At 35.8% G+C, this 14776-nt stretch carries 13 protein-coding genes and 2 pseudogenes; 4 read left to right on the top strand and 11 right to left on the bottom strand.

Translation table 11 applies throughout. The features are described from left to right. Positions 1 to 7: 7 nt before the first annotated feature. Positions 8 to 1261: an MFS transporter gene (locus U860_RS0105525; protein ID WP_025147700.1), complete on the bottom strand. Its 1254-nt coding sequence runs from the start codon at positions 1259 to 1261 to the stop codon at positions 8 to 10. Positions 1262 to 2273: 1012 nt separating this feature from the next. Between U860_RS0105525 and U860_RS0105520 the strand changes: the two genes are divergently transcribed. Then, positions 2274 to 2675, top strand: a complete 402-nt coding sequence (locus U860_RS0105520; RefSeq protein ID WP_025147699.1) for a hypothetical protein — start codon at positions 2274 to 2276, stop codon at positions 2673 to 2675. Between the two features lie 318 nt (positions 2676 to 2993). Here the strand turns inward: U860_RS0105520 and U860_RS0105515 are convergent, their stop codons facing one another. After that, positions 2994 to 3857 (bottom strand): alpha/beta hydrolase, encoded by an 864-nt coding sequence (locus tag U860_RS0105515; protein ID WP_025147698.1) that lies wholly within the window; start codon positions 3855 to 3857, stop codon positions 2994 to 2996. Positions 3858 to 4161: 304 nt separating this feature from the next. Between U860_RS0105515 and U860_RS36270 the strand changes: the two are divergent. Beyond that, positions 4162 to 4290: pseudogene (locus tag U860_RS36270) on the top strand (IS6 family transposase); the annotation flags it as partial. Between the two features lie 75 nt (positions 4291 to 4365). On the opposite strand, the gene U860_RS0105505 reads toward U860_RS36270, so the two are convergent. From U860_RS0105505 to U860_RS36265, 4 genes are all read right to left on the bottom strand, one after another. Continuing rightward, complete coding sequence (locus U860_RS0105505) at positions 4366 to 5685, bottom strand: aromatic amino acid transport family protein (protein WP_025147697.1); 1320 nt, start codon at positions 5683 to 5685, stop codon at positions 4366 to 4368. A 295-nt stretch (positions 5686 to 5980) separates the two neighbouring features. Further along, positions 5981 to 6871, bottom strand: a complete 891-nt coding sequence (sdaAA, locus tag U860_RS0105500) for an L-serine ammonia-lyase, iron-sulfur-dependent, subunit alpha (RefSeq protein WP_025147696.1) — start codon at positions 6869 to 6871, stop codon at positions 5981 to 5983. A 22-nt stretch (positions 6872 to 6893) separates the two neighbouring features. Then, positions 6894 to 7592 carry an L-serine ammonia-lyase, iron-sulfur-dependent subunit beta gene (gene sdaAB / locus U860_RS0105495; protein WP_025147695.1) on the bottom strand — a complete coding sequence of 233 codons (699 nt, stop codon included), beginning with the start codon at positions 7590 to 7592 and terminating at the stop codon, positions 6894 to 6896. An 830-nt stretch (positions 7593 to 8422) separates the two neighbouring features. After that, positions 8423 to 8572, bottom strand: coding sequence for a helix-turn-helix domain-containing protein (locus tag U860_RS36265; RefSeq protein ID WP_231595916.1), 150 nt, complete (start codon positions 8570 to 8572; stop codon positions 8423 to 8425). 359 nt (positions 8573 to 8931) lie between these two features. Between U860_RS36265 and U860_RS0105485 the strand changes: the two genes are divergently transcribed. Further along, positions 8932 to 9774 carry an SDR family oxidoreductase gene (locus U860_RS0105485; protein WP_002175059.1) on the top strand — a complete coding sequence of 281 codons (843 nt, stop codon included), beginning with the start codon at positions 8932 to 8934 and terminating at the stop codon, positions 9772 to 9774. A gap of 93 nt (positions 9775 to 9867) precedes the next feature. Here U860_RS0105485 and U860_RS0105480 read toward each other — a convergent pair. Continuing rightward, positions 9868 to 10146: pseudogene (locus U860_RS0105480) on the bottom strand (hypothetical protein); the annotation flags it as partial. A gap of 99 nt (positions 10147 to 10245) precedes the next feature. Continuing rightward, positions 10246 to 10641 (bottom strand): hypothetical protein, encoded by a 396-nt coding sequence (locus U860_RS0105475; protein ID WP_025147693.1) that lies wholly within the window; start codon positions 10639 to 10641, stop codon positions 10246 to 10248. Between the two features lie 641 nt (positions 10642 to 11282). Between U860_RS0105475 and U860_RS0105470 the strand changes: the two genes are divergently transcribed. Further along, on the top strand, positions 11283 to 11468 hold the full coding sequence (locus U860_RS0105470; protein WP_002175056.1) for an aspartyl-phosphate phosphatase Spo0E family protein: 186 nt from the start codon (positions 11283 to 11285) through the stop codon (positions 11466 to 11468). A 223-nt stretch (positions 11469 to 11691) separates the two neighbouring features. Here the strand turns inward: U860_RS0105470 and U860_RS0105465 are convergent, their stop codons facing one another. From U860_RS0105465 to U860_RS0105455, 3 genes are read right to left on the bottom strand one after another with little or no spacing between them, the layout of a single operon-like run. Further along, positions 11692 to 12393, bottom strand: a complete 702-nt coding sequence (locus U860_RS0105465) for a lactate utilization protein C (RefSeq protein WP_025147692.1) — start codon at positions 12391 to 12393, stop codon at positions 11692 to 11694. Continuing rightward, positions 12374 to 13804, bottom strand: coding sequence for a LutB/LldF family L-lactate oxidation iron-sulfur protein (locus U860_RS0105460; RefSeq protein WP_025147691.1), 1431 nt, complete (start codon positions 13802 to 13804; stop codon positions 12374 to 12376). Before U860_RS0105460 ends, U860_RS0105465 begins: the two co-directional genes overlap by 20 nt. 15 nt (positions 13805 to 13819) lie before the next feature. Next, positions 13820 to 14545: a (Fe-S)-binding protein gene (locus U860_RS0105455; RefSeq protein WP_025147690.1), complete on the bottom strand. Its 726-nt coding sequence runs from the start codon at positions 14543 to 14545 to the stop codon at positions 13820 to 13822. Positions 14546 to 14776 lie beyond the last annotated feature (231 nt).

Below are 14776 nucleotides of genomic sequence, written 5' to 3'. Positions count from 1 at the left end.
CTTCCCTTCAAAAATTATTTACTCTTATAGGTTCGTGTTTATGTTTAGCCCATAAATATTTCTGCAGTGAAACCCCAATTACTCCAATGATAATAAGCCCAATCCCGCCATAAACATAGAGCTGAGTTACTCCAAACAAATGAACTAATGGGCCACTCATAGCAGGAGAAATAATTAGAACTGCGTTTGTTAAACTGCTTTGTATACCAAATACTCTTCCTACTTGATCTTGATCGGATTCTATTTGTAAAATGATTTGATTAGATACAAGCATCAGCCCACTTCCAATACCAGCGATAAAACTAATCAGATAGGCTAAAATGAAGACCGTACCGGGAGTTATTAGACCAATCCCTCCAAAACCAATTCCCATTAAAACCATACCTCCACATACTACCCAACCATATTGAAATTGTTTTAATTTCTGAGTTAATAATGCACCCAGTATTCCCCCAAGACCAATAATAGAAATGATATATCCCATTTTACTTTTATCATGTGGAAACAAGCTCTTAAATAAAGTAGGGAACTGTGAGTCTACTAACTGTAATACTGCCATAGCTATTGTAACGAAAATCATAGTTGAGAATATAATCCGATTAGATAACACATAACCCCACCCTTGTAACCAAGCGGTCCAAGCGCTTTGCTTTTGCTTTTCAACAAGTTCCCTTGACAGAGATTCTTTGAATTTCATTGTGGGTATCAGAACCAAAGTAGCTAGTAAACAACTTATCGCTCTTATAATGAGACAGAACTCTGGCTGAAACCAGCTCAGCAACATTCCTCCTATAAGTGGACCTACTATCTTGGTTCCCTGCTCAACTATACCGTTGATGCTTACTGCTTTAGTAAGCAAATCAGGGGACACAATCTGCCTTGTTAGTGTTTGCTGTGCAGGATAATAAAAAACAATAAAAATAGAACGAATCATTAATGCTAATAAGAGCCAATGGATACTTTGTACAAATAAAAGAGCAATTGATATTAGACCAACCATAAGATTACAAAACATCATAATTGGAATTTTTCTAAAGCGATCTGCAATAACACCTGCCCAAGAACCAAAGATAATCCCGGGAAGTGCATACGCAACAGGGATCAATCCAATCATGGTAGGGTCTACTTCCCATTCAAACCCAACAATAGTCATAATGGCTAACATATCAATAAACACACCAAGCATAAGCAGTGAATAGGCAGAGAAAACTTGTAAATAAATTGTATTTCCCCATAGGCTTTTTGAGTCAGTAGTTTTCATAAAAACAAGCTCCTTAGGTTACTAATATAGACGCTTTTGCGTATAAGGTACCCCTTCTTTAAACCTAATTAATCATTCTAACTATTTCACTTGTAATTAACACCGTTAAAATTCTAACTAATTATAAGGTTACATATATTAAAAATAATCTGACAAATAAAGACGCATCTATCTCTTCATTTTTTAATTCTTTTCTTGCTCTAAAATAATCTCTTTTATTTATAGACAAAGAGGAATTAGAAAATCTCTAATCATATTTTCATTTACACCAACAATAAACAACAGGACATAACCCTTAATTTATTTAATATTCTTTGATTTTCAAATCCTACAGGATACATCTTTACCCGACATAACTACGGCTTAATACCTCCTTATTTTTACCACTTACAGTTGTTTATACATTCAATTCACACCCTTTTTAAAAATTGTCTTTTTTTCTATCTAAAATACTATCACACAACTTTTTCACCTACTATATTCATAAAGTTGAAACAATCGAATCAGAAAATTCGGATAAAAAACCAAATCCATAAATCAAATTCATAAACCAAATCAATCACAATTCAGTTATATCGTCATTCTATAAATGGCTTTAGTTATAGAAATGTCAGAAAATAAGTTTTATTTTATTTTATTTTATTAACATAAGAGTTTATGTTCTTTAACTTACTTAGTAACCTCATCAAAAACCGTCGGACACTTTGTGAGGTTAGTTGTTTTTGCAGTCTTCTCAAGGTTTTTCGCTTTTTTTTTCAATATCTTCAACAGTGCCAACTACCTTGCCGTTAGTTTTTACAGTCCCACCAACTAGTCTGCAAAAATACCCCAATATAATAAACATGCGTGAATACTAAAGTCCATTTCAATTGAAATGGACTTTAAAAGATTATTGGGGGCCCACCCCATCGCCATCAATCCTGACGTTACCCCATAATGAACGTGAATCAGAAATCTACATATATATACTATCTAGGTAATTTATCTATTTAAAAAACGATGGAGGAATACAATGTTAACTTATTACCCTCGTCAAATGGTCGCTCATCCGATACTTCTTGAGGCTAGACAAATTTCTTCTAATCAAATTTTAATGATTTATGATAAACCAACTGATTTGGTATCTGCAACAAATGTCTCGAATTATTGGATTAGAAGTAATATGGGTCCCGTTGGTATTGCTAGTGTGGGAATGAAAGAGGCACTTACGGCAGAAAACGCTATACGTCCAGAGATGGGAATGATAGCACCCGTTGATAATTCAAAAATGAGATTTGTTATAACTTTTAGAGTTAATGCAATGCAGGGGGTAATGTATACTGTGCTTCCATGCTTCGTTAACTTAGAAGGAATGTCAGGTTTTATGGGAGAAAATTGGGGTCCTAATAGTAAAAATATGTTTATTGGTATGTAGGAGAATAAAATAGTACTAGGCCTAGATTAAAAAGTAAAGTCATAATTTTTTTACTATGCTACCTGATGAATAGAAGTGGTATACTCATAATCAACACCCAAAACATACTAAGATTAGTAGTGTAAACCAAGGCATTGGTTTACACTACTATTTTTTTATAAATGAAAAAAATACTATGAACGGTCATTATTAATTATCGACAAATAATAAAAAGGAATTGATGGAAGAAAAAAGGCTGACAAAATGCCAATCTTTTTTGTCCTTAGAGTATAAAACCTTGTTGATGAATTGAAAATTATTAAAATTTTTACACATGAATTATTGAACAATTAGCCTTGAATAAAAGAAGCTTTTAATTAGCTGTGATACCTGCCAAGCTTGCTCCTCGAGAAGGAAATGCCCGCCGCAAAGAAGATGGGTTTCCATATTGTACAGTTCCTTGCTAAAGGCACCAGCGCCATTCAATGTGAAAATAAAATCATTTTTCCCCCAGATAACTATCGCTGGGGGCTGCTTCGTGCGCAGATACTGCTGCCAAACGGGGTATTGCTCTACATTTTTTCGATAATCGTAGGCAAGTTCCAATTGAATTTGAGCATTTCCCAGGCGGTCCAATAGGAGCTGATCCATCAAATAGCTGTCCGGGCTGATCAGATTCGGGGAGCAAGCACCGGTAAGATACTGCTTCTTTGTGAAATCAAAGGTGAGCAGGGCTCCTAATGCGGCTTCAGTGTTGGGGTTTCTGTCTTTCCACAAAGCTTTAAATAGATCGAACGGCTTGCCAAGCCCCTCTTCATGAGCAACGGAATTTTGAATAACAAATCCAAGCACCCTTGACGGCTGGCGAACAGCAATGCGGAGGCCGACTGGACCCCCATAATCCTGAACATAGAAGACTGACTGACTGATTCCAAGCAGATCCAGTAGCTTTTCCATAACAAGAGAAATGTTATGGAATGTGTATGTAAATTCATCGGGAGCAGGCATGCTGCTGTTTCCAAAGCCGGGATAATCAGGTGCAATGACATAAAACTGGTCAGACAAAAGAGGAATTAGATTCCGGAACATATGGGAAGAACTCGGAAAACCATGGAGCAGCACAATCGCTGGATTTCTGCGGCTTCCTGCTTCCCGGTAAAAAATACGCAGGCTATCAATTGTAGCAATGTGGTAACTTACCATCTATCCATCTCCTCTCAGCCTTTAGTAGCCCTCTATCTTTTTGTATGCAGATAAGGAGGTGTTTAACATTTTTTTCGTTACTCCATTTTTGATTATTTTATCATGTTCTATTGCAGCTCCTTGTTAAACTAAACTCCCGTTAATTGAATAACTTTTTTCAAGAATATGGCCCGATTGTTGAATAACATGACTGGCGTTTTTTAAACAACTTTATTATGTTTTAAACGACTTTATTGTAAATTAAACAACTTTATTATCTCTGTACAGCTGCGCTTAGAGGAAGGAGATGAATGGCTGAAGTTCGTTAAAATCATTGCAAACAGCTAAAAAAGTGATTGCTGGAATAGAAGTTATGCATATGATCAAAAAAGGACAAACTCTCCAAGGTGAGAAGTTTGTCCAAAACCATGATTTCTTTGGTTTAACAATATAAAATTCAATTCCGCTAGGAATCTTTCTTTCTTTTTTCATATCCCACTATTTTTGCATGAGAACCAACAATAGTGAATTAGAATAATGACTTAATACTTGCTAGGACAGTAAGGATACCTATAATAATGACAAATACATTGCTCGCTTTCCCTTTGTATTTAGCTAGTACTGGTACTTTATGGATCGCATACATTGGTAATAGACATAAGATAGCAGCAACTAACGGACCGCTAAGAGCATCAATCAGTCCAAGAATACTTGGATTTGCATAAGCAACATACCAGCATGTTAATACGACAAAAGTAAGGATCATTGTCTTAACTGTTTTTTCTCCTATATCTTTCCCGCGTGTTTTACCGGATTTGATAATCATGTCACGCATTACCTCATATGCTCCTATATAATGGCCAAGGAAGGACTTTGTTATGGCCGTAAAAGCAATGATAGGAGCTGCAATAGTGATTACAGGCGAATTAAGCTCATTAGCAAGATAGGATAGGATTGACAAGTTCTGTTCTTTTGCCATCATAAGATCATTTGGAGTCAAACTCAAGGTACTGCTCCAAACAAAGAACATAACAACAGCGAATGTCATGATATAACAAACTTTTTGTATTTGAGAACACTTGGCATCAGTAGCTTCTATTCCATACGTAGCTCTCTGTTTCATAACGAATGACGAAATCATAGGAGAATGATTAAACGAAAATACTATGATGGGTAGTATCATCCATATCGTTCCGAAATATCCTGTTCCTGTTGAAGCAGTAGAAACACTTGAAAAACTAAGCATTGACGTATTCCACTGTGGAATCAAAGATATTGCGATAAAAAGTAGAGAAGCTATGAAAGGATATACTAGCATGCTCATTATCTTTACAGTAATATCTTGACCAAAATTTAGTATAGTGATAAGACCGAGTACTAATACAAGCGATAAAATGGCCCTTGGAGGCTCCTGCATGTGCAATTGATGCACAATAAAACTACTTGCAGTATTTGTAAGTGCAACCGAATACATCAGCACGATCGTATAAATTGAGACGAAATATACTATGTTAAAAATGATACTTGCCTTATTTCCAAAATACTCTCTTATTGTACCTGTAATCCCCTCATCAGCAGAATTTGAAGCGTATATCATTTTAGCAAGCGCCCTATGTGAGTAATACATAACAGGATATGCAAGTATGGTAATTAACAGTAATGATAATAAACCACCTGAACCTGCATTAATAGGTAAGAAGAGTACACCTGCTCCAATCGCTGTTCCAAAAAGGCTCAATGCCCAGGTAGTATCTTGTTTATGCCACTTTTTAGGATCTGGATATTTCTCATTTTTTACTGCAGTATTTTCAGCCTGAACTTCTATTTTTTTTGCAGTATTCCCATTCATATAATAATTCCCCCTTGTATCCTATTCTTACGTCTCTTTTTAAGGCTTAGGAATATAGGCTATTCTTGAAAAATGAATTGCTTACAAAGTGCGCCTCATCGTTTGCCCTTCTTCTAAGTTGATCAAAATCGAAAAATTCGCTAGTTATCAACCCGACGGGTTTGTTAGCGTTTACAAAACATTTTAATTATATAGTAGTATATTTTAGTGATAATGTCTCTCAATATACAGACATCCTTAGGAGAACAACAGAGAATAGAATTGTTAACTATTTCACAATATTTCCGATAACTGTTTATTGATTTGATTGTTTCTCTCCAAAGATTTTATTTTTAATGGCAATCCCTGTAGGTGTGGCCGCAATTCCGCCTAAACCTGTCTCTCTTAATTCGCGAGGCATCTGTCTTCCAACTCTATACATCGCTTCAATAACTTCGTCAGCATTGATGATATTGTTTACGCCGGCTAATGCGATGTCCGCGGCTGCTAGAGCATTTGCCGTTCCAATGGCGTTTCTCTTTACACAAGGAATTTCTACCAAACCAGCGACCGGATCACAAACTAAACCGAGTAAATTTTGTAATGCGGTTGAGAAAGCTTCAGAAGATTGCTGTGGCGTTCCTCCGGCAGCTTCTACCGCTGCTGCAGCCGCCATTGCTGAGGCACTGCCTACTTCAGCTTGACATCCTCCGTACGCTCCTGAAATACAAGCGTTATTTGCGACTATCGTTCCAAATAACGCTGAAGTGAATAGAAAATGGATCATATCTTCATGACTTAACTGCAACGTATCTTTAATACTAAATAGGACTCCCGGGATCGTCCCACTCGCACCTGCTGTTGGAGTTGCACAAATAGCCCCTAATGCAGCATTTACTTCATTAACACCGATAGCACTTTGAATCCCTAACACCATCAAATCTCCAGAAAGAGTTTTCCTATTTTCTCGATAGTTTTTAATTTTAACAGCATCACCTCCGGTTAAACCGGTCGGAGAAAATACCCCGTCACCCTCGATACTTTTATTTATGGCATTTTCCATAGTCGCTAAATTTCTTTCCATTTTACTCCAAACTTCTTCATAAGACGTTTTAGTTTGTTCGATTTCCTGTTCGATTGCTAATTCATAAATTGGCTTTTGGCTTTTATTAGCTGCATCCACAATTTCTTTTATGATCATATACATATTTTTTCACCCCTTAATGTAACTATAGAATAATGAGATTAGCTATATTGCTTAAATTTCCTAATTCCTTCTGAACATTACCAGACAATAGCGAATCCAAAGCGAATGCATATAAATATTTTCCGTTTTCTTCTAAACTATGAAAGTTGTTAATTTCCACGTCATATTGTTTAAAGATCCTGCGTAAGACAAATTCAAAGTCAGCTCTTTCGGAAATCGCAATAATAACTGGCAATGGCCCCTGCAGATCTAAGCTAAATCCGTCAATTTCAACATGTTTGACTTCAATTAATCCACCGCCGACCGAAATACCCATCGTTCTAATACCTCGGCTTTCATCCTCTAAATATACATCTGCCGTATTTGGATGACCAGCAGGACTATCCCCCGCTTTTTCAATAAAGGTAATGTCAATTCCTTTAGATTCTGCTATTTTAATAGCATCTGGCACTTTGCTGTCATCGGCAGCAAATCCTAATATCCCAGCAATAATTGCAAAATCAGTTCCATGTCCTTTATGGGTTTCAGCAAATGATTCATAATACCTTACCACGACTTTTTTGGGAAGACCTTGAAATAATTTATTGGCAACTGTTCCAATAGCCAAAGCACCTGCAGTATGTGAACTTGAAGGACCTATCATTACCGGCCCAATCACATCAAAACAACTTTTGTATTTAACAACCTTTTTTTCTTTAATAGATGCTACATTCATGTTCATATAAGCACCCCCATAATTTATTATTTTTAATTGCAGTTGAATCTAAGTTATTAGAATGACCAATTCAAAATAAAATCCGATTGATAACGCTTTCATTTCTCATGTTAATAAATTTCCCTTCTGATCACACACCTTTCTTAGAGTAATCGTATCAATATGTCCAATTTTAGAAGGTTACTTGCAAGGTCTTTAGAATTTTTGCACTAGAACTAGGTTTGATATTTTCTCTAGAGGTAATAGATTATCTCTAGACGCTCTCATTATAACTTGTATATTTATGAGTTTAATATTTTTTTATTTTCCGAAAGATTGAATAAACAGAATCTTGAATGGATAATAAATTACACTTGGCATGTAGCAATTGTGTCCATTTTTTGAAGCTGTATTAGTTAGTAGAAAAGCAAAAATAAAACAGAGTTCCTTTTATTAACACCTTGATTATATTGGAAAATCATTATAAAGATACGTATACTTTCCTTTGTTGAAACATCTTATTTTAGACGTGAAAGCTGTTGCAATAAATGATTAATGTAGATGGAAAGGAATAAATTAATGAAATATAAAATCTTTTTCGGATATTCATGATACACTTTGCATCTATATACATTTTCAGAAAAAAGGAACTTCTTTTTATATTTGAACATACTAAATTGAGTAAGAGTAATAGAACGATATTCTTTAAAACTTTTCCTTTTTGGATAGCTAGCATCCTTTTTAAAGAACTTTTATTGGCTTTTTCAAAGCGCGCAAACACTTCTTGAAGAGGTTGCGAAGGAACCTCTTTTAAGAAATGATATATCTTTTTATCAAGTTTTTGCTGATCTTGTAATTCATACCGTGTTAAGTCTTTTTTGTTTATAATAGCGTTGTTTATCTAGCAAAGCGGAGTTATATTGCTGACGACAAATGGAAATCCATCTCTCTAATGTATGTTGTTGTTCTTCTGTAGGATGGATTTCAAACCTGGAGTTCAATTTCATTATGCCGTCACCTCCGAATGTTCGTTCTAACAACTCTAATATAAACAAATTTTACGATTCTTTACCACTCAGAAGTACTTTTGTTAGGTCGGGCCATTCATCTCCCACCTACGCTGCGCTTAGAGGAAGGATAATTCTGGCTGAAGTTTGTTAAAATAGTATCTGTGTGTTAACTTTTCCTAAAGAAAAAAATGAATACTTTTTACAAATAATGAAAAATTACATTACACCTTGATGGAGTAAATCCCCCTTCACTTCCTCTATTTAATTCTTTGGGGAGGATATATTTTCCTGATGATAATCATAACCTATATCAGAATTTCATTTATTACAGGAAAATTGAGAAAGGAGTGATTGTGATGGGTTTCCCACCTCAACAACAAAGTAAACCTGGCATTGAATCATTAATGATACCTAGACCTATATTTGATAACCCCGATTACAAACCAGCTGGTAAACTTATAAATAAGGTAGCGCTTATAACTGGTGGGGATAGTGGAATTGGGAGGGCTGTTGCTGTAGCCTTCGCGAAAGAGGGTGCAGACATAGCAATCTCATATCTAAATGAACATAGTGATGCAAAAGAAACGGAGTTCTATGTCAAAAAGTATGGCCGTAGTTGCATTACCATTCCAGGTGATATTGGGTATGAGCAGCATTGCCAACAAGCAGTAATGCAAACAATTCACCAATTTGGTCGTATTGACATTCTGGTGAATAATGCCGGTGTACTATACATAAAGAACGGTCTACTTGATGTAGATTCAAACCAACGAGCAAGTACTTTTCACACAAATATTTTTTCGCAGTTTATTTTGACGAAAGCTGCTCTTCCATATATGAATTCAGGGAGCTCTATAATAAATACAACATCCCTTAGTGCCTATCATGGAGATCAAGATGCAATTGACTACGCGGCATCTAAAGGAGCCATTGTTTCATTTACACGTTCGCTGTCATTGTCACTGGCACCGCAAGGGATTCGAGTTAATGGTGTGGCCCCAGGACCAATTTGGACTCCATTAATTCCATCTTCTTTGCCTCCAGAATGGCTTGCCACATTTGGAGACCATGTTCCTATGAAGCGAGCCGGCCAACCGTTTGAAGTGGCACCTGCTTATGTATTCTTGGCTTCCGATGATGCATCTTACATATCAGGGCAAATTCTGCACGTGAATGGTGGGGAAATTATAAACGGTTAAATATTTAACAAAAATAATCTTAGTTATTATTATTCGAATAGGGTATTTACCCAACACCTTTGGATGAGTCATTTCTATTTTTTTAGATAGAAAAAGAGAGTCCCTCATTAAACTATTTGAAAAACCACCTTTTACAGAACTGTAGTCAGATTCTTCACTTCCATCCTCTTTTGATATCCAGCGTTCATTCAAAAACACCGAAATGGTACACTTTATTGCATTCTCACCCCATTTTTCATAAGACACTTGCCATTTATCGATACCAAAGACTTCGTCAAATCGGTCCTGAATGGCGCGAGCGTCAACAAATGGAGCTACATACTCGAAAAATTCCCCTTGGCTTTCGAATGTGTATGTAATCTTCCATCCCAATTATTCTAATGGAAATTCCGCTTGTAAATTTTCCATCATGTTAGTCATAATAGTCCCCCTACATTATTTAATTTTGTACAATTTATGTGAGATAAATTGTTATTTCGAATTTGAGTGTACCCACTCTTTATTTCGAAATTCATCAATCATTTCACATATGATCCCTCTGTTTTCATGAAGCAGCCACTCCTCATAGGAAGTAATATCCTTTCCTGATTGAATGGATAAGCGCAGATTCAACTCTTCTTTACTTGCACGACTGATATTATGTGCTGCATAAATTAGACTTAGACTCACTTTCAAATCTCTTAAATCAGAAATGGTAATATCCTTAAACGTTGTAGCTTTCGCATTGAAATCTTGATTGTGTGCATTTAACATATCGATAGAACTGATCCATAATGGATTAGCTAGTTCTTTAATTTCTTCAATGATGCAATGTAAATAAGCATTGTTCTGTAACTTCTCTTGTGATTTTTCCATGATTATATTCATGATGTTCCCCCTAAGTAATGAAATAATCGCCTAAAGTGTTAGCTATACAATAAACCCAAACTTAAAGACAGCACAAAAGGGCTTCTTCAAGTCGATTAAAAATGTGCATAGCAAAATAAGCTATATATACACTAATCGGCTCAAAGAAGCCCTTTCACAATTGAAACAAGAACACAACTTGCTTCTACAAATCAATCACAACACATAAGGTGTGGGAATAAACGGAATCAAACAAACTATCACTATATCTATATATTATACATTTTAGATTTTTATATCAATATTTTTTAAAAATCTAAAAATAAATGCTTCATTGTTATTAAAGAAATGCTTATTACTATGCAATTTGAACCATAAATCCGTCATAATTTAAACTATAATATTGCCATAAGGCAGAATTTTTTAGAGGATATCTTTTTAAAAATGAAATATTACTTGTATTAATGAATGTGGTATTTATGATGGTGAAATATACTGTGGCTTCTAATTATAAGATAAATCCGGATTTTGCGTAATTTTTTAACTTAAAAAGGGAAATATTACATCTTTTGTAAACTTCCTTTTAATGAGATAATTCCATTATATAATTTGGACATGTTTTTTAAAGCTAGCTCTTCAAAGTGAAAGGAGCAGATTTTATAATGAGTCAAGAAATGAACTGTACAACACTAAGAAGCCAAATAGAGAAGAAAAGACAGGAAATGATTCGCTTAACTAAACACTATATGCTCACTTCTCCAGAGATAATATGTGTCAGTCAAGAATTAGATAGATTATTAAATATGTTACAAAAAAAAGAATGTTGTGTAGAAGGAAATATCGCATGAATAAATTAGAATTTTATATTTTTCTCCATGGTTTCAACACTTGCAATAGAATGGAAATTTTGCAAGCGTAGAATCTATCGGACCCATCCTTCTAAAAATAGAAAGCCCTGGTTATATTTAATAGCCAGGGCTTTCTATTTTCAGTATTCTTATAAATGTGATTGTGTGTTTCATCTATATTTCCAACTCGTATGCGTTGACGCTCTTTCGCAAACGTAAATCATTATTGATCATCCACAATAATATATGCTGTTCTGATTGGCCCGTGTACACCTACGACAAGGTTCATTTCAATATCCGCGCTATTTGACGGACCAGAAACGAAATTCACACAAGCCGGTAGTTTTTCTCCCGCTTTATTTTGATTATGAATAAGTTTGGTAGCATGGGTTAATCTTGGTACAATCGTACTTTTAGGAACGATTGCAATATATGACTCTGGAAGAAGACTAACATGTCTTCCTTTTAACCCATCATTAAATAGCACAACGGTTCCCGATTCTGCCAGAGTGATATCACTGAACGTAATGCCAAGGTCAGCAGCTTTCGCAAATTCTATGTCCTCTTCTTTATGATCTAATCCCCATGTACGAAAATGTGTTGTACCTTCATTTCTGAAAAATGGAGTAAGACCATACTCGTTAAAGCGCTCATCATTCGAATACATAACAGATTTGATATTCCATTCTTTTATAAAAGATTGAAACGTTTCAACAAGATTTTCCTTTGTTGTTCGCTTCACCTCTGTATGAATAACTTCGCAGTGCTCCATTAACTTTAATACAAGTTCCTCTTGTGTTAATCCTTCAAAAACAGTCCACTGCGGGGAAAAAGACCAGTTCGGTTTTTTCACTGCTTCTGGACGTTTCCTACCAAGCTTTTCTGATAATTGGAGTAAAAATTCCTCACGATTTTGGATGGCCATCATCGTTCTCCTTTTCGTGTTTTTCAAACCACTCTCGAAACGGTTGTTTTTTCGGAACTGGAAAATCTCTCGCATCCGTCCAAGCTTTTAACGGTCCAATTCCACGCTCGATCTTATCCCCTTTTGCAAGAGGTTTTAATGCATACGGAGCGCTCTTCGCAGCAAAAGAAAATAATCTAGAACTCTTTACCGCTTTTTCAAAACCTTTCATAGCCACGTTCCAAGCTACAGGTGATCGTTTTTCTTCTACAATGTGGCTGCGATGTTTAATTAATAAGTCGTGTAACGGGATTTTCACTGGACACGCTTCTGTACAAGCACCACAAAGGCTAGATGCATAAGGTAAATCCTTATATTCATCATATCCCCCTAAAAGCGGTGTCAACACAGCCCCAATTGGTCCTGGATAAATAGAGCCATATGCATGTCCACCAATATGTCGATATACGGGACACACATTAATACATGCCGCGCAACGAATACACTGAAGGACACTTTGGAATTCTGTTCCGACAATATCGGAACGACCATTGTCAACAATGACTAAATGAAATTCCTCAGGTCCATCTGTCCCGCCAGGCTCAGTTAATCCTGTAATATAACTTGTTAACTTTTGTCCTACAGAACTACGGCATAGAAGTGTTACTAAAACATCAAGCTCTTCCCATGTCGGAACGATACGTTCCATCCCCATAACTGTAATCAATGTTTTCGGAAGTGTCGTAGTAAGTCTTGCATTCCCTTCGTTTGCTACGATAGAAATTGACCCAGACTCTGCAACAGCAAAGTTACATCCAGTCACTCCTATATCCGCCGCAAAAAAATCATCACGTAAATAGCCTCTTACAAACCTCGCCATTTCCGTAGGATCAGATGTTCCAGTGTAATCTAACTTTGTTTTAAATATTTCACAAATGTGTTCTTTATCCTTGTGAAGGCACGGAACAACAATATGTGACGGAGGATCGTGGTCGTTCACTTGTAGAATAAATTCAGCAAGATCTGTTTCTAACACTTCCGCTCCAGCTTCTTCAATCGCTTCATTTAAACTAATCTCTTCCGTTACCATCGACTTTGATTTCACAATTTTTTTCGCGTTTTTCTTTTTTACAATCTCTTTTACATATTCCCTTGCGTCTTCTGCGGTCTTTGCAAAATAAACAAAACCACCGTTTTTCTCAATATTTTCACTCAGTTCATATAAATAATAATCAAGGTTTTCTAATGTATGCTTTCGAATTTCTTCTCCTAAAGCTCGCCATTCCTCCCAATTCCCAAGACTCTCAGTAGCTTTTAATTTCTTACCTCTAAGACCATCTTGTGCTTTCCTAACAGCCTGTCGCATAAATTGATCCCCAATACCTGTTTCAGCACGCTTATGAAAGGGATCGTTCCCAATTCTCATTCCCATCTCTATATCCCCCTCTTATTTTCGATCTTCATTTAATACTTGAGCAATATGTTTCACATCAATTGGATAACCATTACGTGTTAAACGTCCTTTTATGTTCATTAAGCAACTACAATCCATCCCAATTAACACTTCCGCACCAGTTTCCATAATATGCTTTACTTTTTCATCTACCATTTGCTCAGAGATTTCTGGCATTTTCACTGAGAATGTACCCCCAAATCCACAGCAATCATAATTATGCGGCAACGAAACAACTTCCAGTCCCTTTACACATTTTAATAATTTTTGCGGCGGTTCTTTAATCCCCATTAATCGGCTCATATGACAAGATGTATGAACCGTTGCTTTTTTATGAAGCTTCGCACCTAAGTCTTCTTTCCCTAATACTTCAACAAGAAATTGTGTGAATTCATATGTTTTATTGGCAAGTTCAGTAGCTTTTTTCTTCCACTCCGCTTCACTTTCAGAAAATAAGCTAGAAAACTCGTGAACCATCATAGCGCAAGACCCCGATGGTGCCACAACATATTCTGAACTAGCAAAGGCTTCAATCATATGTTTTGCAGCTGTTTTTGTTTCTTTAACATACCCGCTATTATAAGCAGGTTGTCCGCAGCAAGTTTGATTTTTAGGAAAATCAACTTCACACCCTAAATCTTCAAGAATTTCCACAACATCTCTTCCTACTTCTGGATAAAAAACATCTGCAACACAAGTGATAAATATTGATACTTTCATATTTGACACCCCTAAATACAGTAAAGTAAGCTCAAGTAACTTTATAACCAAATCTACCTTCCCTGCATATTATTGGTAAAAAATAAAAAAATATGAATAGAAATAACAAAAAAGTGATTGAGAACTATCTCAATCACTTTTTCTTACTAAAATACGATACAATCGCAAATCTTAAAACAAATGAAATAATGGAACTTACCATCGACATGCCCTTTTCGCCTACATTTCTGC

It is taken from the genome of Bacillus sp. H1a, assembly GCF_000633475.1.
Lineage (GTDB): Bacteria > Bacillota > Bacilli > Bacillales > Bacillaceae_G > Bacillus_A > Bacillus_A paramycoides.
Note: the sequence above shows the minus strand (reverse complement) of the source record. Positions and strands in the feature narration are given on the sequence as shown.

Coding starts and splice junctions, on each gene's coding strand:
- U860_RS0105475 (WP_025147693.1), bottom strand. CDS start 10,641: ATGAATATAATCATGGAAAAATCACAAGAGAAGTTACAGAACAATGCT.
- U860_RS0105465 (WP_025147692.1), bottom strand. CDS start 12,393: ATGGCCATCCAAAATCGTGAGGAATTTTTACTCCAATTATCAGAAAAG.
- U860_RS0105485 (WP_002175059.1), top strand. CDS start 8,932: ATGGGTTTCCCACCTCAACAACAAAGTAAACCTGGCATTGAATCATTA.
- U860_RS0105520 (WP_025147699.1), top strand. CDS start 2,274: ATGTTAACTTATTACCCTCGTCAAATGGTCGCTCATCCGATACTTCTT.
- U860_RS0105525 (WP_025147700.1), bottom strand. CDS start 1,261: ATGAAAACTACTGACTCAAAAAGCCTATGGGGAAATACAATTTATTTA.
- U860_RS0105455 (WP_025147690.1), bottom strand. CDS start 14,545: ATGAAAGTATCAATATTTATCACTTGTGTTGCAGATGTTTTTTATCCA.
- U860_RS0105515 (WP_025147698.1), bottom strand. CDS start 3,857: ATGGTAAGTTACCACATTGCTACAATTGATAGCCTGCGTATTTTTTAC.
- sdaAB (WP_025147695.1), bottom strand. CDS start 7,592: ATGAACATGAATGTAGCATCTATTAAAGAAAAAAAGGTTGTTAAATAC.
- U860_RS0105470 (WP_002175056.1), top strand. CDS start 11,283: ATGAGTCAAGAAATGAACTGTACAACACTAAGAAGCCAAATAGAGAAG.
- U860_RS0105460 (WP_025147691.1), bottom strand. CDS start 13,804: ATGGGAATGAGAATTGGGAACGATCCCTTTCATAAGCGTGCTGAAACA.
- U860_RS0105505 (WP_025147697.1), bottom strand. CDS start 5,685: ATGAATGGGAATACTGCAAAAAAAATAGAAGTTCAGGCTGAAAATACT.
- U860_RS36265 (WP_231595916.1), bottom strand. CDS start 8,572: ATGAAATTGAACTCCAGGTTTGAAATCCATCCTACAGAAGAACAACAA.
- sdaAA (WP_025147696.1), bottom strand. CDS start 6,871: ATGTATATGATCATAAAAGAAATTGTGGATGCAGCTAATAAAAGCCAA.